The organism is Paenibacillus sp. NPDC057967, from assembly GCF_042887015.1.
In the GTDB taxonomy this organism is placed as follows: domain Bacteria; phylum Bacillota; class Bacilli; order Paenibacillales; family Paenibacillaceae; genus Pristimantibacillus.
Genome location: NZ_JBHVQB010000013.1, coordinates 141,799 through 162,496, shown reverse-complemented (window position 1 = coordinate 162,496; position 20,698 = coordinate 141,799). Strand labels below are relative to the sequence as shown.

21 protein-coding genes are annotated in these 20,698 nt (G+C 49.7%); 9 read left to right on the top strand and 12 right to left on the bottom strand.

Going from position 1 to position 20,698, the window contains the following annotated elements; genetic code table 11:
- Positions 1-34 precede the first annotated feature (34 nt).
- On the bottom strand, positions 35-826 hold the full coding sequence (locus tag ACFVSO_RS27155; RefSeq protein WP_387479856.1) for an ABC transporter ATP-binding protein: 792 nt from the start codon (positions 824-826) through the stop codon (positions 35-37).
- 108 nt (positions 827-934) lie between these two features.
- Between ACFVSO_RS27155 and ACFVSO_RS27150 the strand changes: the two genes are divergently transcribed.
- Positions 935-1,831, top strand: a complete 897-nt coding sequence (locus ACFVSO_RS27150) for a LysR family transcriptional regulator (RefSeq protein ID WP_387479855.1) — start codon at positions 935-937, stop codon at positions 1,829-1,831.
- A gap of 108 nt (positions 1,832-1,939) precedes the next feature.
- Positions 1,940-2,629: a M50 family metallopeptidase gene (locus tag ACFVSO_RS27145; RefSeq protein WP_387479854.1), complete on the top strand. Its 690-nt coding sequence runs from the start codon at positions 1,940-1,942 to the stop codon at positions 2,627-2,629.
- 73 nt (positions 2,630-2,702) lie between these two features.
- On the opposite strand, the gene ACFVSO_RS27140 is transcribed toward ACFVSO_RS27145, so the two are convergent.
- The 6 genes from ACFVSO_RS27140 to ACFVSO_RS27115 all read right to left on the bottom strand — a co-directional run bounded on the left by ACFVSO_RS27140 (position 2,703) and on the right by ACFVSO_RS27115 (position 6,675).
- Complete coding sequence (locus ACFVSO_RS27140) at positions 2,703-3,155, bottom strand: hypothetical protein (protein ID WP_387479853.1); 453 nt, start codon at positions 3,153-3,155, stop codon at positions 2,703-2,705.
- A gap of 100 nt (positions 3,156-3,255) precedes the next feature.
- On the bottom strand, positions 3,256-3,669 hold the full coding sequence (locus ACFVSO_RS27135) for a hypothetical protein (RefSeq protein ID WP_387479852.1): 414 nt from the start codon (positions 3,667-3,669) through the stop codon (positions 3,256-3,258).
- 67 nt (positions 3,670-3,736) lie between these two features.
- Positions 3,737-4,168 (bottom strand): hypothetical protein, encoded by a 432-nt coding sequence (locus tag ACFVSO_RS27130; RefSeq protein WP_387479851.1) that lies wholly within the window; start codon positions 4,166-4,168, stop codon positions 3,737-3,739.
- 44 nt (positions 4,169-4,212) lie between these two features.
- On the bottom strand, positions 4,213-4,569 hold the full coding sequence (locus tag ACFVSO_RS27125; protein WP_387479850.1) for a hypothetical protein: 357 nt from the start codon (positions 4,567-4,569) through the stop codon (positions 4,213-4,215).
- A gap of 137 nt (positions 4,570-4,706) precedes the next feature.
- On the bottom strand, positions 4,707-5,429 hold the full coding sequence (locus ACFVSO_RS27120) for a hypothetical protein (protein WP_387479849.1): 723 nt from the start codon (positions 5,427-5,429) through the stop codon (positions 4,707-4,709).
- A gap of 7 nt (positions 5,430-5,436) precedes the next feature.
- Entirely contained in the window at positions 5,437-6,675 is a 1,239-nt protein-coding gene (locus ACFVSO_RS27115; RefSeq protein ID WP_387479848.1) for an SPFH domain-containing protein, read from the bottom strand.
- A gap of 223 nt (positions 6,676-6,898) precedes the next feature.
- On the opposite strand from ACFVSO_RS27115, the gene ACFVSO_RS27110 reads away from it, so the two are divergent.
- Complete coding sequence (locus tag ACFVSO_RS27110; protein WP_387479847.1) at positions 6,899-7,429, top strand: type 1 glutamine amidotransferase domain-containing protein; 531 nt, start codon at positions 6,899-6,901, stop codon at positions 7,427-7,429.
- 494 nt (positions 7,430-7,923) lie between these two features.
- On the opposite strand, the gene ACFVSO_RS27105 is transcribed toward ACFVSO_RS27110, so the two are convergent.
- Together ACFVSO_RS27105 and ACFVSO_RS27100 are read right to left on the bottom strand one after the other, a co-directional pair.
- Positions 7,924-9,255 (bottom strand): FAD-dependent oxidoreductase, encoded by a 1,332-nt coding sequence (locus tag ACFVSO_RS27105; protein WP_387479887.1) that lies wholly within the window; start codon positions 9,253-9,255, stop codon positions 7,924-7,926.
- 215 nt (positions 9,256-9,470) lie between these two features.
- Positions 9,471-10,247 carry a TSUP family transporter gene (locus ACFVSO_RS27100; RefSeq protein WP_387479846.1) on the bottom strand — a complete coding sequence of 259 codons (777 nt, stop codon included), beginning with the start codon at positions 10,245-10,247 and terminating at the stop codon, positions 9,471-9,473.
- Positions 10,248-10,424: 177 nt separating this feature from the next.
- On the opposite strand from ACFVSO_RS27100, the gene ACFVSO_RS27095 reads away from it, so the two are divergent.
- Positions 10,425-11,195 carry an SDR family NAD(P)-dependent oxidoreductase gene (locus tag ACFVSO_RS27095; protein ID WP_387479845.1) on the top strand — a complete coding sequence of 257 codons (771 nt, stop codon included), beginning with the start codon at positions 10,425-10,427 and terminating at the stop codon, positions 11,193-11,195.
- A 137-nt stretch (positions 11,196-11,332) separates the two neighbouring features.
- Here ACFVSO_RS27095 and ACFVSO_RS27090 read toward each other — a convergent pair whose 3' ends face one another.
- Positions 11,333-12,355, bottom strand: a complete 1,023-nt coding sequence (locus tag ACFVSO_RS27090) for a M23 family metallopeptidase (protein ID WP_387479844.1) — start codon at positions 12,353-12,355, stop codon at positions 11,333-11,335.
- A gap of 219 nt (positions 12,356-12,574) precedes the next feature.
- Between ACFVSO_RS27090 and ACFVSO_RS27085 the strand changes: the two genes are divergently transcribed.
- Both ACFVSO_RS27085 and ACFVSO_RS27080 read left to right on the top strand, forming a co-directional pair.
- Positions 12,575-13,324, top strand: a complete 750-nt coding sequence (locus ACFVSO_RS27085) for a response regulator transcription factor (protein WP_387479843.1) — start codon at positions 12,575-12,577, stop codon at positions 13,322-13,324.
- A 17-nt stretch (positions 13,325-13,341) separates the two neighbouring features.
- Positions 13,342-15,078 (top strand): sensor histidine kinase, encoded by a 1,737-nt coding sequence (locus ACFVSO_RS27080; RefSeq protein ID WP_387479842.1) that lies wholly within the window; start codon positions 13,342-13,344, stop codon positions 15,076-15,078.
- 53 nt (positions 15,079-15,131) lie between these two features.
- Here ACFVSO_RS27080 and ACFVSO_RS27075 read toward each other — a convergent pair whose 3' ends face one another.
- Both ACFVSO_RS27075 and ACFVSO_RS27070 read right to left on the bottom strand, forming a co-directional pair.
- Positions 15,132-15,806: a PspA/IM30 family protein gene (locus ACFVSO_RS27075; protein WP_387479841.1), complete on the bottom strand. Its 675-nt coding sequence runs from the start codon at positions 15,804-15,806 to the stop codon at positions 15,132-15,134.
- Between the two features lie 53 nt (positions 15,807-15,859).
- Positions 15,860-16,090: a PspC domain-containing protein gene (locus tag ACFVSO_RS27070; protein WP_119801129.1), complete on the bottom strand. Its 231-nt coding sequence runs from the start codon at positions 16,088-16,090 to the stop codon at positions 15,860-15,862.
- Positions 16,091-16,844: 754 nt separating this feature from the next.
- On the opposite strand from ACFVSO_RS27070, the gene ACFVSO_RS27065 reads away from it, so the two are divergent.
- The 3 genes from ACFVSO_RS27065 to ACFVSO_RS27055 all read left to right on the top strand — a co-directional run bounded on the left by ACFVSO_RS27065 (position 16,845) and on the right by ACFVSO_RS27055 (position 20,585).
- On the top strand, positions 16,845-18,269 hold the full coding sequence (locus ACFVSO_RS27065) for a hypothetical protein (protein WP_387479840.1): 1,425 nt from the start codon (positions 16,845-16,847) through the stop codon (positions 18,267-18,269).
- Between the two features lie 53 nt (positions 18,270-18,322).
- Positions 18,323-18,622 carry a hypothetical protein gene (locus ACFVSO_RS27060; RefSeq protein WP_387479839.1) on the top strand — a complete coding sequence of 100 codons (300 nt, stop codon included), beginning with the start codon at positions 18,323-18,325 and terminating at the stop codon, positions 18,620-18,622.
- A 307-nt stretch (positions 18,623-18,929) separates the two neighbouring features.
- Entirely contained in the window at positions 18,930-20,585 is a 1,656-nt protein-coding gene (locus ACFVSO_RS27055) for an FAD-binding dehydrogenase (RefSeq protein WP_387479838.1), read from the top strand.
- Positions 20,586-20,698: the final 113 nt, after the last annotated feature.

Below are 20,698 nucleotides of genomic sequence, written 5' to 3'. Positions count from 1 at the left end.
GCCTGATGCCATGCGATCTGCTGGGTGGATATTGTTAAATCTCCCAGTCCTGCTCTGTTGTTTCGGACTGATGCAGTGCGGTCATGACGCTGGCTCTAAGCTGCTGGAAGGCTGAGCCTGTCCGGCTGCGGGGATGGGGCAAATCGATTGCGATCTCGCTCTTAATAGTTCCAGGACCTGCACCCATGACGAATACTCTGTCTGACAAAAATACCGCTTCATCGATGTCATGCGTGACGAGCACCATGGTCGTCTTGTTCCTGGCCCATATCTCAAGCAGCGCTTCCTGCAGGTGGCTCCGTGTGAAGGCGTCCAGCGCGCCAAACGGCTCGTCCAGCAGCAGCACATCGGGCTGTCTAAGCAGGGCGCGTGCGATGGCGACCCGCTGGGACATGCCTCCAGACAGCTCGCGAGGGTATGCTCTCTCGAAGCCTTTGAGCTTCACCAGTTCGATCATGCTGTCTACCTGCGCTCTGACGGCTGTATCCTTAAGCGACAGATCTGCCGCAATGTTCTGTTCGGCGGTCAGCCACGGGAACAATCGATGCTCCTGAAAAATAAATCCTTTATCTTTGCCGGGACGGATAACGGGCTTGCCGCTTAAGGAGACGCTGCCGTCATAGTCGGTATCGAGTCCGGCTATAATTTTGAGCAACGTGCTTTTGCCGCAGCCGCTCGGACCGATGAGCGACACGAATTGGCTTGGCTTCACATGGGCACGGATATGGGAGAGGACGTGGAGACTATAACCCTCGCGATCAAAGCTTTTATTCACGTCTTGAATGATCAACTCGCCTTTGGTTGACAATATATCACCTAATCTCATTGAAATAGTAGGATATAAACTGATATTATTAACTCATATTCATAGGGGTAATGTAAAATAGTTAATAGTTATTGTCGTATAATTTCAACTTATACTACGGGGGTTCATATGAGAATCGAGCAGCTGCAATATATTGTCGAAATCGCCAGTACCGGATCTTTTTCCATAGCCGCTGAGAAGCTTCATGTCTCGCAGCCCAACATCAGCCAGTCAGTGTCAGCGCTGGAGCAGGAGGTTGGCGTACAGCTATTCCACCGTATGAGAGGCGGCACGGTGCCTACCGAAGCTGGCGAAGCGGTCATTGCCAAAGCCAGACATATTCTAGCTCAGCTTCATGAATTGAAGGCGGCCGCGAATGAGCATACGGAAGTGCTTCGAGGCAAGCTGATGATCGGATCTATCTCGGGCATTTGCACCAGCTTCTTGCCGCGCACGCTGTCCGCTTTCGCCATTCGGCATCCGCATGTCGAGCTGGAGATTCTGGAGGAGCATTCCGGCGGCATTGAAGAGAAGCTGCTGGAAGGAAGGTTGGACCTGGGGCTGATGGGCATTACGGGAGAATACGCGAATAAACATCTAAGGGCAGAGCGCTTCCTCTCGTGCGAGATCATGGCATGCGTTGGGGTGCAGTCGCCGCTTGCTGCGAAGAAAAGCATCTCATTTGCCGATATTCTCCATTATCCGCTCGTCGGCGTGTCAGGGCACATGAAGGAATTGTTGCTGAGCTACGGTACGCCGAAGCAGCTGTTTCATTCGAAAGGAACGGAAGCGGCTAAATACGTAACAGCCGAGGGTATTGCGATCAGCTTCTCTATGGATATCTCGCTAAGAAACGATCCGCATGTCGCGATGGGCAAGATTGTCCCGATCCCGATCGAAGAGAAGCCGGCCGTCCATTTGTATTGGGCCCATGACCGAAAAGGCATGTCGGCGGCAAGCGAGGCGTTTTTGAGCGAGTTTCTGATGCAGGTGGAGAAATACAAGCGGATGTCCCGGTTCGAATAACGTTAATCGGGTCTGACGATGCGGTTAATGGTATAGTAGATATTGGAATCCCGTGAGGATGATAAGGTAGGGATAATGGACTATTTTCAACATAGAGGGGGGACTTTATTGTTTTCATGGTTTCGTACGGCATTGCTGTTTATTGTTGTTCTAGTGTTGACGCGTTTCATTCCGTTTTCGGAGTTTTTTCGCAATGTGAATACGCTGGTGCATGAGTTGTCGCATGGGTTAGCCGCGTTGCTGCTGCAGGGGCGGGTGATGGAAATTCATCTGTATGCGGATCAGAGCGGAGTGACATGGACGCAGTTTCAAGAGGGATGGATGATCATACCGATTGGTCTGGCAGGGTATGTGGGGGCTTCGCTATTCGCGATGCTGCTGTTCGTGCTCTACCGTAAGGATAATTTGAAAACGGGCCTGACGATCATAGCTCTGATGGCCGGGCTCGCGGCTATTCTGTTCGTCCGCAACGGCTACGGTCTGGCGTGGAGCGTTGGCTTTGCGGCTGTGACGGCCGCAGTCGCTTTTTTGGCTCCGAGATGGCTGCAGCAGGGCTATTACTTGCTGATTGCGTTTCTGTGCCTGGTGGAATCGGTTGTCTCCGCATTTGTCATTCTTTATCTGGCGCTGCAAACGCCAGGCTCTGCGGGCGATGCGACCAACCTTGCCAAAGCGACAGGTGTACCAGCCTTGCTATGGGGACTCGTATTTGTCGCTTTTGCTTTGTGGTGTGCGCGCGTCTCGCTTAGCCGGTTGCTGGGAAGAAGAAGAGGGCAGGAGCAGAAGCTTATGGCCTAAGTTATAAATAAGGAAGGCAGGCCTGGCATATGAAACGCCGGGCCTGCCTTTTTTTGCTGCCAACGCGCTGCCTTTAGCCTCTTGCCGTTAATGGCGAGCCACAATAGTCGCATGTCGAGCTTTCGCCTGTTATGACAGCTTTACGTGCGCCGCAGCCTTTGCATTCCACGGATACGGACACCGCTTTTTTCGGAGCGGGCGCGGGCCTGGATTCCACGACATTGACCACAGTTCTTGTTTCTACACGCCGCTGAACCTGCGGTTGAATGACTTGAACCGGACTAGGTTCAGGTGCAGGCTGAGGCGGGGCCGCCATCTTCAACCGCAGATTTTTCCGGATACGATGGCCGAAGAACAGTAGCAGGAACGCTGGTATATAAAACATGAAGACAAGTGCTGAAATGGATGCAGAAAGATCAGAGTCGCCTGTTTCTGAGGTGATCAGGCCAACTACAACTGTGAACAAAAGCGAAGCAATGGCGAATAAGACACCAAAAATGGTCAGGATATGTGAGAAGAAACGCATAAAATTTCAACCCCTCCATCATTTACTGGCAACTAGTTGCAGGCTGCGGGGCAACGATCGTTTTACATTCCAGCCGTTAGAGCAAGCGGTATAGATGTTTTTAGTTGGCCGCAGATATTGGAGAGCCGCAATAGTCGCAAGACGAAACCTCGTCTTTTATGATAGCCATCCGAGCCCCGCAGCCTTTGCATTCCGCTGATACGGTCTTTTTTGGGGCCGGAGCCGGTGTTGGTTTTACTTTAATGATCGCCTCGGGCGTAGTAAAGGACATCGGCTGAGCCGGCAGTGCTGCATGTTGCTCGGCATACCATTTTTTTCTGATGCGATGTCCAAAGTACAATAGCAAGACAGGAGGCGAATTCATGAGCAGGAACAGGATGATCTGTACGATGGAAAGAGCTTCTCCGTTAGGAAGTTGCATGATTAAAATCAATGTAAATCCGACGGAAAGCAGGATGTAAACCGTACCGAATATGGTCATGACCATAGACATTGCATATTTAAAACCACGCATAACTTTTGTACCTCCGATACGAGCTGGCAATCAGCATGAAAAAAATCTTAGGCTGTGTGTTGTAAGCTTATGCCGTTAAAGGCGAACCGCAATAGTCGCAAGGAGAGCTTTCGCCTACAGCAACAGCCTTTCGGGCCCCGCAGCCTTTGCATTCCACGGACACGGTCTTTTTCGGAGCCGGTGGCGGTGTCGGCTTGGTTTCTACAGTTTTGATAACGGTATGGACTTGATTCTGCACGGGCGGAATAAATGAAGCAGGGTTAGGCTGCACCGGCAAATCCTGTTTCTTCGGCTTCTTCTTTCTGATCAACCGATAGCCAAAGTATAGGAGCAGAAAGGATGGACCATAGAAAAGCAAGAGCTGGCCAATGTAATGTCCAACTATCTCTCCAGAGGTATTGCCCGGGCTCATCTCAATGGTTGCTAGAATAGAGAGAATGGCATACAGGATACCGATGGCGAGTAAAATAAACCCTATTACTGTTCTGATTATACGCATAGGTTAAATTTCATCCTCCGTTACTTATCGGTGCAATCGACAATTTATTGAGCGCTTGCGGCCAGAGGCGATCCGCAATAGTCGCAAGACGCACTTTCTCCTTTAACTACAGCACTCCGAGCGCCGCAGCCTTTGCATTCGACGGACACGGAAGCCGCTTTTTTCGGGGCGGGAGCAGGCTTGGATTCTACGACATTGATGACTGTTTTGGTTTCCACGCGCTGTTGAACAGGCGGGACATGGTATACCGGATTGTACTGTGCAGCGGCATAGGCCGCAGCTTCTGCTTCATTCTTGCGCTTCAGCTTCTTCCGAATGCGATGACCGAAGTAAAAGAGTCCGAAACTAGGAAGATAGAACATGATGAAAAGGATTAAGATAAAGAAGATGCCGGCTGACACAGGATCAGACTGTGAAGAAATTTGCGATATAATAATGGGCGTAAAGATCATTGAAAACAGTGAGTAGATAACGCCAGCGACTGTCAATATAATTGAAAAAAGTAACCGAAACCACGCATATCTTCCCGTACCCTCCATTATTTGCTCGCAATCAGTTGCAGGTTGCGGGCTTTCACTTGTTCTCGCAGATGATGAATGGAACCGATGAGCTGGTCTGCGGATTCGTTTTGCGCATTGGGCTGCTTCGCCGATTCGATGACGCCATTGATATACTGGATATCCAGCTGCATCGTATATTCCAGCTCCGCAAGAGCGGGAAGGGATGCAGGATCGCTATACGCGATATCATCAATTAGCGAATCAAGGACGGGTGCCACTTTTGAACGTTCTGATGGTTCCCATCGCTGTAGCGCAAGCTTTGCATTCCGCGCTGCTGTCAGCATAAGCTTCCAATCTGCAGTCCGCTCGCTGTCCCCTTGTTCAACATTCTGTATATGGGAGTAAGACACACGGACCAGCGCAGATGCGATGATCGCAACAAGCAGCAGCACGCCATGGAGCGTGATATACACGCCGAGCGGAAGGAAAGCAAGGAATGCCGCAACAACAGCGGCAACGAAATAGAGACCGGCTATCATTCCGTATGTCATGTAAGAACCTTGGTATCCTGCTCGTGAGCCTTGAATTAACCGGGATATCATCAGCCAAGCTACCAGTTCCGCCAATAGAATGGCTGAGAGCGCCAGGATCTGGCGCAAGTCCCAGGTAACAATCGGATTAAGTCCAAAATAAATGAACAACGTAAGCCCTGCAATAAGCAGGAAGATAATTGAATTTAAAGCTTGCGGACGTATCGTCATTAAATGATCACCCTCCTTGCTTCTGGCTTGTGCCGCAATGGCTGCAGAATGCAGATCCGCCGAGTATCGTTTCTTTGCAGCTTACACAAGACTTCGGCAGCGCCGTTCCACATTCATTACATTTCGCACTGTCCTCTGCCGTATCGGCTCCGCAAGACGGGCATGCATGATACTTGTCGCCGCAATTGGCGCAGAACTTGGCGTTTTCGGCTATAGCGGTTCCACATTTGTCGCAATGAGGGACCTTTTTGGCCGGGGGCTCCGGAGCCGCTGGCTCCTTTTCACGCATGCTTTTGCCGCAATTGCTGCAAAAGGGCACTCCCGCCGAGCCGCTCGCTCCGCAATGCGGACATTTCGCAAGAGCAGGAGGAGGCGATGCGTTCATGGCGTCGCTGACACGATCCATCTGGCCGCTGAACGTGCCGCCAAGCGTGCCCCCCAGATTTGCGCCGACAAAGAGCGGATGAACGCTGCCCGGATTTTTTGCAGCGCCTTCCAGAATGTCGAGGGAGCGCTGCTGTTGATACGAGAAGCCGACCATTTCCATCTCCAGTCTCTTGTTCAGCAGACTGCGAAGTTTCTCAATGGAGGGATCGCCATCCGGCACGCTGACATTTTCGATGTAGAAATGATGGATTTTGATTCCGAATTCATCCAACACATCTGCGATTTTAGCCTGCGCATGCGAAGAAATTTCGCTGATATACGCGTTAATTTCCAAAGAGCTTACTTTTTTATGAATCAGATACGATGTAATTATTTCGGTAATATTCATCATCATTACACCGCGAATATGCTTGGATAACGATTCCTTCGTAAACTCTCCAAGCGTTCCGACCATCTTGATCAGGAATTTCCGGCTATCCTCGACGGTCAGTCCGAAATGGCCAAAAGCGCGCACAGGAACCAAAATATGATACAGGGGGTCCTTCACCTGAATCGGAGTGGCTGTACCCCATTTAATATCAAGGACGCTGCCTTTGTTGACGAACCATACTTCTGCGGTAAACGGCGACTTGCCGCCAAACGGCAGGTTGACAATATGGTTCAAAAGCGGAATATTGGCTGTGCTAAGCGTATGTCTTCCTGGCCCGAAGCTGTCTAACGCCTTGCCTCCTTTGAACAGGATCGCTTCCTGCGATTGATTGACAATCAGCTGCGTCCAAGTGCCCAGCTCCTGATGCGGAAATTTCCATGCGTACACATCCGGCGTGCCGTCATATTTGACGATATCAATCAAGGACATTGCGTCATCACCTCTTTTATGTAATATGGGAAAATGGTCCCTGTAACTATCTCTTCCTATATTAATGGATAAAGGTCGATAGGGCTAGAAGTTTGTCCCATTTTGATATACGAGATTGAGAAGATATGGATGCGATATTTTTTAGGGGTAGAATCCAATTGCTTCAAATCAAGGTGAAGAGGGTAAAGTATACGTATTCCAGATTCGAGAGGAGCGATTAATAATGACGAATGCAAAGAAGGTTGCGTTTTTGCTGGCGGACGGGTTCGAGGATTCGGAAATGAAAAATCCGTTCGATGAAATGGTGAAGAACGGTCATGAGACTGTAATCATCAGCGAGCGGGCGGGTGAGGAGCTGAAAGGCAAGAAGGGAACGATCGTATATACGTCTCACCTTTCCATTGATGAAGCAAAAGCAAGCGATTATGCGGCCGTCATCATTCCTGGCGGAAGCTCCCCGGGCAAGCTGATGGACAACGAGAAGGTCCAACAATTTGTTCAGGAGGCCGACTCTGCCGGCATCACAATCGCCGCGATTTGCCATGGTCCGCAAATTCTGGCTGCAGCCGGAGTATTAGAGGGACGCACCTTGACGTCGTATCCAGGCATCGCATCCGAGGTGGAGAAGGTGGGCGGCCGTTTTATCGATAAGAAAGTTGTCGTGGATCAGAATTTGATCACATCACGTACACCGGAGGACGAGCCTGCATTTATTAGCGAGATTCTGGAGAAGATCGGCGTGAATGCGTGGTAGGAGTTAGGCACTATATTCATATAAAAAGGCGACGCCGGGATGAATCCCGCGTCGCCTTTCGTAGTTGGTGCGTACCGTCTTTGCTGTCGGGTGTACATATCTTTAATGCTGCTGCTCCATACATCCAGTATGCAATGGGCGAGTGTGGGGAGGGCGGTGGTCGCTACCAACCCTATAAGTCGATTTCACCGACTTAAAGCCCCGAGTCCAGCCGCTTCAAGCGCTGCAAGTCGTTCAGATCGACTTAATAGCTCGGAAATGGTGCGGGTGACTGAATAAGTCGATTTCACCGACTTAAAGCCCCGAGTCCAGCCGATTCAAGCCAATAGGTCGATTAGAACGACTTAAGGCTCGGATATGTGCGCGTAAAGGACTTAGTTGGTCTCATCGACCTATATCCCCGCGTACAGTCACTTAAAGAATACAGGGTTCCGCGCAAGCACGCACCATCCCGCTTCCTGCAATTAAGTCATATTGTCCCTTCCATTCGCGACTTACACCGCCTGCAGGCCTGCTTGGTTCAGCAGATTCCATGGCTTGTTGTAATGCGGCTGGAAGAAGAAGTCGACGAAGCTGAGCTCATCCATGGTCATGCCGTTTTGGATGCAGACCGACAGCGTATTGATCGACTGGGTCAGATCGATTTTCGAAAGCAGCTGGGCGCCGAGTATTTTGCCGCTGGCTGCCTCATAGACCACCTTAAGCGTAACCTTCTCGTACGTTGGCATGAACTCCGGCTTGTCATTATCAATGATTGTGACATTTTTCACGTTCAATCCCGCAGCGATTGCAGCGGTTTCCGTCATGCCAGTCGAAGCGATGTTGTAGTCATAGATTTTAATGCCCGATGTGCCCTGCGTGCCGAGATATTTGACGGTAGGTTCAACAAGGTTCCTGGCGACGAGCGTGCCCATACGGACAGCGTTGGTGGCAAGCGGGATGTAGGCATGCTCCCCTGTTGGGTTATATTTGACTGCGCAGCTGTCTCCTGCGGCGAATACGTCGGGCTTGCTGGTGCGCATATATTCGTCGACGATGATCGCGCCGTTCGGAAGCATATCGACCTGCCCTTTCAGCAGCTCCGTATTTGGCCGGAAGCCCATGCACAGGACGACCATATCCGCTTCATGTACCCCAGTGTTCGTTACAACGGCTTTCACTTCGCCTTTCGCGTTGCCTTGGAACGATGTGACCGTCTCACCCAGCGCAAGCTTCACGCCTTGATCAGCGAATGCGCGTTCCGCGACATCTGTAAACTCCCGATCCAAATATTTGTAGAGCACACGCTCCATGTTATCGATTAACGTGACGTTTTTGCCAAGCATCTCGAAGGCTTCAACTAGCTCGATTCCGATATAACCCGCACCGATGACGGCGATGCGGCGGGCAAGTCTAGCTTTCTGAATGATGGCTTGTGCGTGATTGTAGTTTTTGCACAAGACGACGTTCTCCAGATCGATGCCCTCCAGCTGAGGAATAATCGGCCACGATCCGGTCGTGACGACCAGCTTATCGTACGAGTGAACGAATTCTTCGCCGGTTTGCAGGTTTTTCGCTCTTAACGTCTTGGCATCGGCATCTACATCAAGCACATCGTGGCGGACCTTCATGGTTACGCCAAGCTCTTCCATTTTCTCAGGCGACGAGTAGAACAGCCCCTTCGAATCCTTCACGACACCGCCGACATGAAGCGCGATGCCGCACGACAGGAAGGAGATGTTATCATTCCGCTCGAAGACGGTAATTTGGGCGTCAGGGTATTGCTTAGCCATTCCAGTAATAGCGGCCGTGCCAGCGTGCGTGCATCCGATAACAGCAATGTTCATGTTTCTCATTCCAATCTCCTCCTTGTGTGGAACGAAGGACGCTAGCTTCACCCTTCGCCAAGTGAATCTTTTCACAATCTATTTTATAATGTGAAATGATTCACAATCATCTATTTGTTAATATCATATGCGATCGGAAAGAGGAGCGCAATAGCTTCGAAAAGAATTATGTGATTTTTTTCACAACATGTGACGAAAAGATGGCGGAGGGTCCATTACCCCACCGCCATCACCCATATCTGCCTTGCGATCAGCAATGCGCTGACGCCGATAAATAACGGTCTTACATACCGTGCTCCCTGTTTAATCGCTACTCTCGATCCCGCAATGGAACCCAGGACCATAGCTCCGCCCATTAGTAATCCTACTTCGTAAGCCACTGAGCCAAGCGCAATAAAAGCAATCAAGGAGAAGAAGTTGCTGGTGAAGTTAAGGAGCTTTGCATTCCCTGCCGCCTTTACAAAATCCAGACCGATCAAGAGGAACGCGAAGATTAGGAAAGAGCCCGTTCCCGGTCCAAAAAATCCGTCATACCCGCCAAGCAGCAATGCGGCAGCCGCCATAGCAACCCAGCTTCGGTGAGATAATGCTCGCATGGTGCTGACCGCTCCCCAGTCCTTCCGGAAGAGCGTGTAGAGCGTCACCAGCAAAAGCATGACAATGACCAGCGGACGCAGCCAATCCGAAGGGACAAGCTGCAAAAGCAGCGTACCTGCCACCGCTCCGATTGCAGTTAATGGCACGAGCTTGCCAGATAATCGGAGGTCCACATGCCCGGACCGGAAAAAAGCGATCGTACTCGTAAGCGAAGACATCGATCCGGCGAGCTTGTTCGTTCCGAGCGCCAGATGCGGCGGCAGACCTGCTGCCAGCAGTGCCGGGACGGCAATCAGACCGCCACCGCCTACAACAGAGTCAACGAATGCCGCAATAAAACCCCCTGCGACGATAATCAATATAACTTGCCAAGTCCATTCCCATTCTATGCCCATAGTGGTTCATCCCGTTCTTTTTATCAGACTGATCATTTGATGTATGCTGACAAATCATATCGTATTTTTTGCCCTTTCGCCAGATGCGATTCACATTTTGAACCATGGATTGGAAGAGCTATAATAACAAGAGATCAGGACGCATGGAGCGATTACAGATCATGAAGGAGGAGCAGAATGCCGGGATTAGAGCAGGTACAGACACGTTTTGCAGGTAAGGTCGTTCTCATTACAGGAGCGGGAGCGGGGATCGGACAAGCGCTTGCGCTGGCCTATGCGAGAAGCGGAGCGCGCGTCGTCATAGCCGATCGTAATGAAAGCGGTCTGGCAGCAACTTCAGCGCAGCTCGGAGAGGAAGGCTGGAAAGCGATCTCGGTCACAGCCGATCTAAGCATCCCTGGCGATATCTCCAGCATGTTTGCGGAAGTCGAAGAGCTGGCCACGGGCATCGATATCCTGATCAACAACGCTGGCTTCGGCATTTGGAAGTCGCCTTACGAGCTGGAGCTGGATGAATGGGATAGCGTTATCCATACTAATTTGCGGGGGACCTTCCTCTGCTCCCGCGAGGCTGCGGTTCAGATGAAAAAGCGTGGCGGCGGCGCCATTGTTAATCTTTCTTCTACTCGGGCGCATATGTCGGAGCCGAATTCAGAAGCATACGCGGCATCCAAAGCCGGTATTCTGGGACTGACGCATGCGATGGCGGTCTCCCTTGGTCCGGATCATATCCGCGTGAATGCGATTTGTCCCGGATGGATTGAGACCGGGGATTACAACGCTCTCCGCTCTGAGGATCATGCCCAACATCCAGCGGGACGCGTAGGTAGGCCCGTGGATATCGTCAAGGCATGCTTTTATTTGACCCACCCGGACAATGATTTCGTAACAGGCACCCATCTGACTGTGGATGGCGGCATGACCAGGCGGATGATATACGAAGAGTAGCTGATAACATAACGTTAAACGAGCATCCTCGATAAAGAACAAAGACTGCCGTTCTCACCGAACTGTACCTCCGTTTCTAGAGAGAATCTAGCGTTGGAGATGCAGACAACTAAGGGGCAGTCTTTGTACGTTAAACGTTATTTTTGAGCGCTAATCGTTTTTCCGCGAATCGGTTCGAGTTCATTTGACCATTTGATGCGAATGGAGGAGGATTCGAACAAGTCGCTGCCGTCCGATACCTGGAAGTGCATATGCGCTTCACTGGAGTTGCCGGAATTGCCGACTTCGCCGATTTTGTCGCCACGTTTCACTTGGTCGCCGACTTTAACCGTGGCTGATCCTTTTTTCAAATGGGCGAGGTAGCTGTACTCTTCTCCATGATCGATAACGACGACATTGCCAGCAGGGTCTTTTTCGTTCATCACCCCGACAGGCTCGTTATCTGCGATATCGTTGACAACTTCAACGACTGTTCCGTCGGCAGGGGCGACCACATCCTGTCCGAAAGCATAATAGCTTCCGTTCTTGGTGGGATCTCCTTCGTACGACATGCCATTTTTCTCTTGAATTAAATCATAGGCGTATCGCTGGGAAGGATGCGCATAATGATAGTTGTCGAATACATTCGTTCCGCCCCAAAACACGAACCATTCCCCGTGCATAGGCCAATCATAGGTGGCCTTCGTATAGAGTTGGTCGGTATCGGCATGCTGCTCTAGTGCCTGGAATTGAAGGGCTACAATTACGTTTTCTTCGTCAAATGCGGCAAACATCCCCACTTCATTAGAGGTGCTTAACCATAACCGCTGCTCCAGACCATTCAGCCTCAGTGAACTGGATTCCTTAAAGGATTCAATTCCTGCTGTAGCATCTGCAGCTATCGCTTTGAATTCCTCCTCGCCTACTTGAGATCGAAATTCTTGGGATAATTGCTTATAGATGCGCGAGTATTCGCCATCCAGCATAGCTTTTGCCAAGTTGGCGGCCTCTATCTGGCCCGTTTCATTCTCCACTTGTTCCCCTCCCGGACTAACCTGTGATGCTTGCGGCGTGGCAGCAGGCTTGGCTTCCCCTCCGCAAGCGGTTAGCATCCCCGCAATAGCACCTGTTGCGAGAATCGCTCCAACGATTCTGTAGCGTCTTGGCATTTGGCTTTTCATACGTCCCCACTCCTTTTATCTCGTTCAGTTTTACCCTTTTGTCATCTACATCGTAGCACCTCAGTTTAAAGGCGCATGAAACAGAACCTAAACGGAATCTTAAGGATTGCTGATTGCGCAGCTAGGAAAATTAAGACTCCGTTAAGACAGCTATCGAAGTAGGTTCATACCCGTCATGTTAAAATAGAAGCAAAGCTGGACACCTATGGGAGGACGATTATGAACGACGCTTCTATTCTGCTTGTCGATGACGAGCTCGCTATACTTGAAATGATGAAAACCGTATTGCGTAAAGAAGGCTTCACCGATATCGATACGGTTCGTTCCGCAGAGGAGGCCTTGGAATCATGCGCTGCGAAGACCTATCATCTTATAGTGCTCGATGTGATGATGCCGGGACGCAGCGGCCTGGAGGCAGCACCATTTCTCAGGCAATATACGGATGCGCCCATCTTGTTCCTGACAGCGCGAACCTCCGATTTTGACAAGCTATCCGGATTCGCCGTAGGCGGAGACGATTATATTACGAAGCCGTTCAATCCGATGGAGGTTGTGGCACGAATTCGTTCCCAGCTGCGGAGATATATGGCGGCGCTCAGGCCCAACGAGCAGGGGAAGGTTCTGGGCGACGGGCGGCGAGCAACCGTCTATGATTACGGCAGATTTCAGGTCTATGAAGAAGCGGGAGAGCTGGTCGTGAACGGCCAATCCGTATCCTGTCCTGCTCTTGTTTTTCAACTGCTGCTCTATCTGTGCAAGCATCCGAACCGGATTTTTGGCAAAAGCGAGCTGTATCAGCAGGTATGGGGCGTCGATGCGCTGAATGACGACAATACGGTAATGGTGCATATCCATCGTATTCGGGAGAGAATAGAGGAAGATCCTTCCCGCCCGAAGTTTATCGTTAATGTAAGAGGCATGGGCTATAAGCTGGTTAATAAGCCAGAACAGGAAAAGGGACATCTATGACTATGAAGAGGCGGCTTATGTTGCGATTTACGCTTCAGCTGTCGATCGCTGGCGTTGTCGCACTGCTAATCGTAACTGCGGGATTCCTATGGATTACGCATCGTTATGCTGAGATAAGCATCACGAAGGATTTTTCAACTGTCGGTCTGGAGAGGCTAGTAGAATCATCGAAGCTGACGCCTGAGGGCATTCGGTTCGATCCGGAGCTGCTGGAGCAAGTGAAAGAGAATAATGGCTGGTTGCAAAGCTTGGATGAGAATGGCGTAGTGGAGACGTCCTATAATGCGCCAAAGGATGTGCCGCTGAAATATGCGCCAGGCGAGATCGTATCTTATTGGCTGGGCAAAAGCTCATTTCCTTATCATCTATATCTGTGGATTCAGGAGAAACATGGGCGGGTCTACACTGTTGTCTACGGCGTAAAAAACGAGATTGGACCGATCCTAGAAGCAGTCGCGTCACAGGGGAGATTTGATGAACACGAGAAATTGCGTTTGCCGGAAGGGGTCGCTAGTCGTCTGCAGGTGCTTGGCGGATATCTGCAGTTGCTGAATCGAGATGGAGTTGAATTGGCTTCCTACAATAAACCGCATGATGTGACGGATCGATACAGCGTTCATGAACTGGCCCTTCGAACCATATATACGGAACGCTACAGTTATTATATCGATTCGATCTATGACCATGTCACGGACAGAACATGGCTCGTTGCTATGCCAAATGCGTATGAGCGTGCGCGATCCGATACGGCAATGCTTCCGCCTGAGAGTAAAGTGCTGCTGATTGCCGTCTCGGCAATGTTCCTCGCTTTGGTGCTGGTCTTCTTCTTATTATCCTTATGGAATGCTCATCGATTCGGATCTCCTATGCTGCATATGCTGGCATGGCTTGATCTATTGGGCAAAGGGGAATATAAGGAACCGGCAGACAGGAAAGGAATTCCGAGAAGCCGCGGGCGCCAAGGCGGATGGAGGCCGCGGTACCGCATATTTTCAGACGTGCTTCACTCCATTGAGCGATTATCTGCTACGTTGCTCAGAGACCGGGAACTTCGCGTGCAGAACAAGAGTCTGCGAGAAGAGTGGATAACGGGCATCACTCATGATTTGAAGACGCCGCTCTCATCCATCAAAGGTTATGCTCATATGCTATCGGAAGAGCGGTATGAATGGAGTGCGGAGGAAGTGCGCCAGTTCTCCAGAACGATGCTGGAGAAATCCGCGCATATGGATACGCTGATCAATGATCTTGCCATTACGTACCGGATTAGCGCAGGCGTGCAGCCGCCGCAAGGAGAAGAGATTGAACTGAACAGTTGGCTTCGCCGTTCGGTCGAACAAGCTGCGTCCCATCCTTCTTTTGACAACCATAGGGTAAGGTTTGTGCCGTGGAGGCATGATATATCTATAACGCTGCATGCGCCATGGCTGGAGCGCGTAGTCATGAACTTAACGGCTAACGCCTTGCTGCATAATCCGCCAGATACGCAATTGACGGTTACGGTCATGAATGAGGATCAAGCGGAATGCATTTCTATTCTGTTCTCCGATAATGGCATAGGAATGGATGAGCAAATGGCAGGTAGGCTGTTCGACCGTTATTACCGTGGGACAGACAGTATGGCGATGGCAGAAGGTACGGGACTTGGGATGGCGATAGCGAAGGATCTGGTAGAAGCGATGGGCGGACATATTACAGTTGATACCGCTCCGGGTCAAGGCACGACTATTAGGGTTAGTTGGCCAAGGGGATAACAGAAGAAAGAACGCCCGGCCAGGTAGCGGGGCGTTCTTCATCTATATGAAGGCTAGCTGCCGGATTGCTTCTGCAGCAGGCGTTGCAGCTGTTCTTCGACTTGCGCATTGCGTTGTTCTTGCTTCTGGTCATGGACAGCAGGGCTGACGTAGCTGCCGGCGGATGTTTTGGAAAGCTCGCGTGAAGCTTCCCACTCCATCACCTTCTGCTCGATTCGCTCAAAACCGCGTGCAGCGGCGCTGCCTTGCAGATGAGGGGCAGCGAATCCGTTGCCGCCAGCTTGTGCCGATGACTGACGAACACGGGCAACCAGCTCAGCGCGTTTGCTTTGCAGACGCGTTTTTTCTTCCTTCAGCGATTCAACACGCAGCTGCAAGTCGATTGCGGCTTGCCCCGCGATACCGCGCAGTCGATCCGTATCCTCCGCTTGCTCCTGATACAGCAGCTTCGCTTCCAGAGCAGTACGGGCTTCAGCCTCGCGGCCTTCCGTAGCTGCCTGTACCGCTTTTTCCTCATAATAACGGGCTTGCGTATTCAGCTCTTCGAATTTGGAGCCCATCATGCGCTCCTGTGCCTGTTGCTGTACCAAAGCGCGCTCGGCGCGGTCAATTTCCTCGTCCAAATCTCTTAAGTAATGATTCAGCATCATCACCGGATTTTCTACCTTGTCCAGCATTTCATTAGCAGCAGCTCTAGTCATATTCACGACGCGTTGCAAAATTCCCATATCTCATCTCTCCTTAGATTGTGTTTGTAGTTTGGTTGTTTGTACAGCTTAGTTTAGTAATGCTTGTGATTATAGTTATTCATGAAGGACATATCGCCTAGCGGCGCCTTCGGTACAAGAATCGTACCTATGAAGTACAGCACCACTACTGCTCCGAAGCTGAAGAATGCGGTGATGACGACCAGCAATCTTACAATGGTGGAGTCGATGCCGAAATATTCAGCGATGCCTCCGCAAAGTCCAGTCAATTTATTGTCCGTGTTAGATCGGAATAGTTTTCTCATGTTCCTCATCCTTTCCTCTCGCTCGTTTCTATGTCTTTATTCTACCGGGTACGCCGCCTTCCGGTAACGGTCCCGGGTCTATTCTTCATGCTGGCCTTGAGTCGGGGAGGGACTGGGACGGACGGCGGGGTGGTTAATGGAAAGGGGGAATTCTAAACATGCAAATGCTCTCTGCCTTCCATTTTTCAGCTTTACAGTATATGGAGATATCAATTTTAATAGATCGGATAAAAGTAACCTAATGTAAAGGTAAGTTGAACGGAAGCATAAGATTGGTATGGAGATGAATGTCTACTTCAATTAACAAAGATGATCGGAGAGCAACGGTAATTCGTGTATTTCGCAAGAAACATCAACCGCATTCGAAACTGTCGATTATGTGTGGAATATCGCATTCATTAGGTCAACCGCCATTGTTAGTTAGCTTTTTGTTGTGATAGGCGATAATCAGGCGAACACGGCAAGCCAATAGGAGGCGAGGAAAGTTTTTATAAACTTTCGATGCGTGAGATTAAGCTAATAAGCGATCATTTTAGTGACTATAAAGATGTAAATAATTTTTTTGGTTTTTTATATTTTCTGCAACCAACTCCCAGTTGGTGGTGTTTTAACAAATGAGGATAATTTATCCTTTTAAAACTCAAAGAAAAATTGAAGGGAGGAGGGAACAAATCAAATATTGGTGCTTACACAATAGACATAAGCTTGATTAATCTATGCTGTATTACCAATTTTAATTAAAAGGAGACTATGTATGAAAACTCGAATGTTATCCGTATTAGTCGCATTCAGCATGCTGTTCACTTTCAATATCGTAAGCGCTGCAGATTTCCAATCTGATTCCAAATCCTCAATTACTTTGAACGGAATAAATTTATCTGTAGACGATTTTAATAAAACGTTGACGGGACCTCCATCCAATAGAACTTCGTTAAGTAGCGCTCGCTCATTAAATGATGTAAGCATGAAGTTATCGAACGTCAGTATTATTAAGAATGAAATAAGTTTCGAAGCCACAGTTCTTAACAATGGAAAAGAGACAGGCATGAATGCCGGTGGAACACTGCACGCCGGGTATAAATCACAACGGGGGGCTAATAGTGTTGTCGGCGACTTAAAAGACACCACAAAGAATTTTGAAATTTTACTTTTCGAAATATTTAATGACGATCAAAAGGATAACTTTTTGGTAGCATCGACTGCAGAAGCAAAGGCTACTGTTACGTCTGGCGCTAATTTGAAGATTTATCTTCTGGATTCAAACAAAGAATTGTATATTTTTGAAGATACCCTTCCGAAGGTCTTTAGTCACTTGGAAGCAGGTGATTTTACAAAAGGAGACTCCCGGAAAGATATGTACTGGTTCCTAGACATTGCTAACACAGGCGAGAAGTTGGAACTTCAAAGCGATCAACAGTTATTGAGTCAGATGGGAATAAGTGATGCCCAGATAATGGGGCTAGATCAATATACGATGTGGACGAATCCAACCACTTTTTACCATTCAATTTATATCGGTGGAGAGCATTACCAGAGTTATTCTTTGCCATATGTTGAATATAAATATGTAAATGTAAAGTCGCAAGACTCGAGATGGATTGCTTCATTTAAAGTTGCTGAGCATCAACGTGTTGGGAATTACACCTACTATGGAAATAATGTTTTTGTTTATCGGAATTTACAAATTTCTTTTGCTAGTGGAAACAGATCTGTTTTTGTTAAAACGGAACAGCAAGGACGGATGTATAAGTACTCGGGTCTTACAGGAATTAAAAAGGTAGGTGATCAAATCACAGCGCAATTATTGAAAAAAGCACTTTCCTCATTGCCTGGAGCATCTACTTACACGACTGTACTTGGATACATTAATACGATGTCATCCAGTACTGGAACAGTAACATTGGGGAGTGCGGGGGTGAGTCTGCAAAATAGCGATACGTTTGCAGTTGGTGAGAAACTTTCTGATTATCAGTTCGAAGAGAGTACAAATCATAGTGGGGCTAACAATAATGGGGACTATTTTACTTATCATGCCATCTTGAATTATATTCAGAATTCCAATGGCTCACAAAATCAAATTGGTGCATTAAAGGTCAGTTTCGATATGTTTAATTGGGACAATTATTCAAGTACTCCAATTTCGAAAGATTTTCAATTGAATTATACTTCAACACAATAAGTATATATGGAATGAGGACAATTTAACCGCCATTCCATTCATAGGAGGACATCATGTACTCAACGGAAATACTAAAAAAGTTCACTATCCTGAATGCGGTTTTTAGTATCGTTGTCATTATTTTTAGTTGTTATGGAGTGATTATATTAATTGATCGGCGACATCAACATACAGCAGATTTTGATATGGCTTTATATTTTTTTCTGTTTCTAATCTTTACTGCCAGTTTGCTATCCATTTTTTTGACCTATTCTATCCATCGTATACGGGAGGCACTGGAATTTGAAATTTCCAGCTTACGGAATGAACTTGCGCAACACGAAAAAAGAGTGGAACAGCTTTTGAAGCCTTGAGAAAAAGCAGCCGAATGGCTGCTTTTTTGTGTTGGATCCCAACTAAACGTCCTTTCGGCGCTTCCAGCTACTTCACTACGAATGCTTTAGGCATCAGCATTCCGATACCGCATGCCGTAGGCGATTATCTTATCATGGAAATATCATCCGACAAGCTGGCGGAGATCATGAATAAGCCAATGTATTCGAAAATATGGGGTTAAGCTCAGTGAAATAACAATCATCCGTTATCTCGCCTAAATTAGCTATTGTCATTTCCTTCCTTGCATAAGATGATAGAAGAAATAGGTCAATGGAGGGGTATAGGATGCATCGATCGGACGCGATCGTGATAGGCGCGGGGCTTGCAGGACTTGTAGCGGCAGCGGAGCTTGCAGATGCTGGCAAGAAGGTTGCGCTGCTGGATCAGGAGCCGGAGGCTTCGCTTGGCGGCCAAGCCTGGTGGTCGTTTGGAGGGTTGTTCCTGGTCAACTCGCCGGAGCAGCGCAGGCTGGGCATTCGGGACTCCAGGGAATTGGCTTGGCAGGACTGGCTTGGCTCAGCAGGCTTTGACCGCGACGAGGATGAAGATTACTGGGGCAAGCAATGGGCTGAAGCCTATGTCGATTTCGCTTCAGGTGAAAAACGGGCTTGGCTGCATGGCATGGGCGTTCGGTTCTTCCCGATGGTCGGCTGGGCGGAGCGGGGTGGTTACTTGGCAGATGGGCATGGCAACTCGGTGCCGCGCTTTCATATCGTATGGGGCACAGGCCCCGGTATTGTAGCGCCATTCGAACGGCGGGTCCGAGAACATATCGCACAAGGCAGAATCGATTACCGTCCGCGCCATCGAATCGATCAGCTGATTCAACGGAATGGCGCGATTGTTGGTGCAAGCGGTTCCATTTTAATTCCCACCAATGCCGCGCGAGGTGAAGCAAGCTCAAGAGAGATTGCGGATACGTTTGAGTATGAAGCGGGAGCGGTGCTCGTCACAAGCGGAGGCATTGGCGGCAACCATGAGCTGGTTCGGCGCAACTGGCCGAGCAGACTGGGCCAGCCTCCTGCGCGCATGTTGTCCGGCGTGCCGGCCCATGTGGACGGGCGAATGCTTGGGATCACGGAGGAAGCGGGCGGACGCATCGTGAACCGCGACCGGATGTGGCATTATACGGAGGGGCTGAAGAACTGGAACCCCATATGGAGTGATCATGGCATTCGCATCCTTCCGGGACCTTCGTCGATCTGGCTTGATGCTACTGGCAACCGCTTTCCCGCGCCGAACTTCCCCGGCTTTGATACGCTTGGCACGCTGGAAGCGATTCAGAACAGCGGTTATGATTATTCCTGGTTCATTCTGACGCAAAAGATTATCGAGAAGGAATTTGCATTGTCCGGTTCGGAGCAAAACCCGGATTTGACCGGCAAGAGTGTTCGCAAGGTGCTGTCACGAGTGCTGCCAGGCGCGCCGGGGCCGGTTCAGGCTTTCATGGATAAGGGGGAGGACTTCGTCATCGCCCGCGAGATCAAGGAACTGGTCGACGGCATGAACAAGCTGGTCAGCAGTCGCCTGCTTGATGCGTCAGCCATCGAACGACAGCTTATCGCGCGTGATCGGGAGATGGATCATGCGTTTACGAAGGACTTACAGGTGACGGCGATTCGCGGTGCCCGCAACTATATTGGCGACAAGCTGATCCGCACGGCGAAGCCGCATAAGCTGCTGGACCCGAAGAACGGACCGCTGATTGCCGTGAGGCTAAGCATTGTCAGCCGCAAGACGCTGGGCGGGCTCCAGACCGACCTGTCAGGCCGCGTGCTGAATGCCACAGGCGAGCGGATTCAAGGGCTTTATGCGGCGGGAGAAGCTTCCGGTTTTGGCGGCGGAGGTGTGCACGGCTATCGTGCGCTGGAAGGAACATTCCTTGGCGGCTGCCTGTTCTCCGGCAGAGCGGCTGGGCGGGCAGCCTCCGAAGTGCTGTAGAGTTTATAGGTTCAATCATTTAGTTTATTGATGAAAGGAGTCTTCGTTCCACTTTCAAAGTGGATTCGAAGGCTTCTTTACTTTCTATGTCAGAGGGCTGGCGCTCTGACTAT

What these genes read in the sequence shown, in the direction of transcription:
- ACFVSO_RS27155 (WP_387479856.1), bottom strand. Translation starts at nt 826, where the DNA reads ATGAGATTAGGTGATATATTGTCAACCAAAGGCGAGTTGATCATTCAA.
- ACFVSO_RS27150 (WP_387479855.1), top strand. Translation starts at nt 935, where the DNA reads ATGAGAATCGAGCAGCTGCAATATATTGTCGAAATCGCCAGTACCGGA.
- ACFVSO_RS27140 (WP_387479853.1), bottom strand. Translation starts at nt 3,155, where the DNA reads ATGCGTTTCTTCTCACATATCCTGACCATTTTTGGTGTCTTATTCGCC.
- ACFVSO_RS27135 (WP_387479852.1), bottom strand. Translation starts at nt 3,669, where the DNA reads ATGCGTGGTTTTAAATATGCAATGTCTATGGTCATGACCATATTCGGT.
- ACFVSO_RS27130 (WP_387479851.1), bottom strand. Translation starts at nt 4,168, where the DNA reads ATGCGTATAATCAGAACAGTAATAGGGTTTATTTTACTCGCCATCGGT.
- ACFVSO_RS27120 (WP_387479849.1), bottom strand. Translation starts at nt 5,429, where the DNA reads ATGACGATACGTCCGCAAGCTTTAAATTCAATTATCTTCCTGCTTATT.
- ACFVSO_RS27115 (WP_387479848.1), bottom strand. Translation starts at nt 6,675, where the DNA reads ATGTCCTTGATTGATATCGTCAAATATGACGGCACGCCGGATGTGTAC.
- ACFVSO_RS27110 (WP_387479847.1), top strand. Translation starts at nt 6,899, where the DNA reads ATGACGAATGCAAAGAAGGTTGCGTTTTTGCTGGCGGACGGGTTCGAG.
- ACFVSO_RS27105 (WP_387479887.1), bottom strand. Translation starts at nt 9,255, where the DNA reads ATGAACATTGCTGTTATCGGATGCACGCACGCTGGCACGGCCGCTATT.
- ACFVSO_RS27100 (WP_387479846.1), bottom strand. Translation starts at nt 10,247, where the DNA reads ATGGGCATAGAATGGGAATGGACTTGGCAAGTTATATTGATTATCGTC.
- ACFVSO_RS27095 (WP_387479845.1), top strand. Translation starts at nt 10,425, where the DNA reads ATGCCGGGATTAGAGCAGGTACAGACACGTTTTGCAGGTAAGGTCGTT.
- ACFVSO_RS27090 (WP_387479844.1), bottom strand. Translation starts at nt 12,355, where the DNA reads ATGAAAAGCCAAATGCCAAGACGCTACAGAATCGTTGGAGCGATTCTC.
- ACFVSO_RS27085 (WP_387479843.1), top strand. Translation starts at nt 12,575, where the DNA reads ATGAACGACGCTTCTATTCTGCTTGTCGATGACGAGCTCGCTATACTT.
- ACFVSO_RS27080 (WP_387479842.1), top strand. Translation starts at nt 13,342, where the DNA reads ATGTTGCGATTTACGCTTCAGCTGTCGATCGCTGGCGTTGTCGCACTG.
- ACFVSO_RS27075 (WP_387479841.1), bottom strand. Translation starts at nt 15,806, where the DNA reads ATGGGAATTTTGCAACGCGTCGTGAATATGACTAGAGCTGCTGCTAAT.
- ACFVSO_RS27070 (WP_119801129.1), bottom strand. Translation starts at nt 16,090, where the DNA reads ATGAGAAAACTATTCCGATCTAACACGGACAATAAATTGACTGGACTT.
- ACFVSO_RS27065 (WP_387479840.1), top strand. Translation starts at nt 16,845, where the DNA reads ATGAAAACTCGAATGTTATCCGTATTAGTCGCATTCAGCATGCTGTTC.
- ACFVSO_RS27060 (WP_387479839.1), top strand. Translation starts at nt 18,323, where the DNA reads ATGTACTCAACGGAAATACTAAAAAAGTTCACTATCCTGAATGCGGTT.
- ACFVSO_RS27055 (WP_387479838.1), top strand. Translation starts at nt 18,930, where the DNA reads ATGCATCGATCGGACGCGATCGTGATAGGCGCGGGGCTTGCAGGACTT.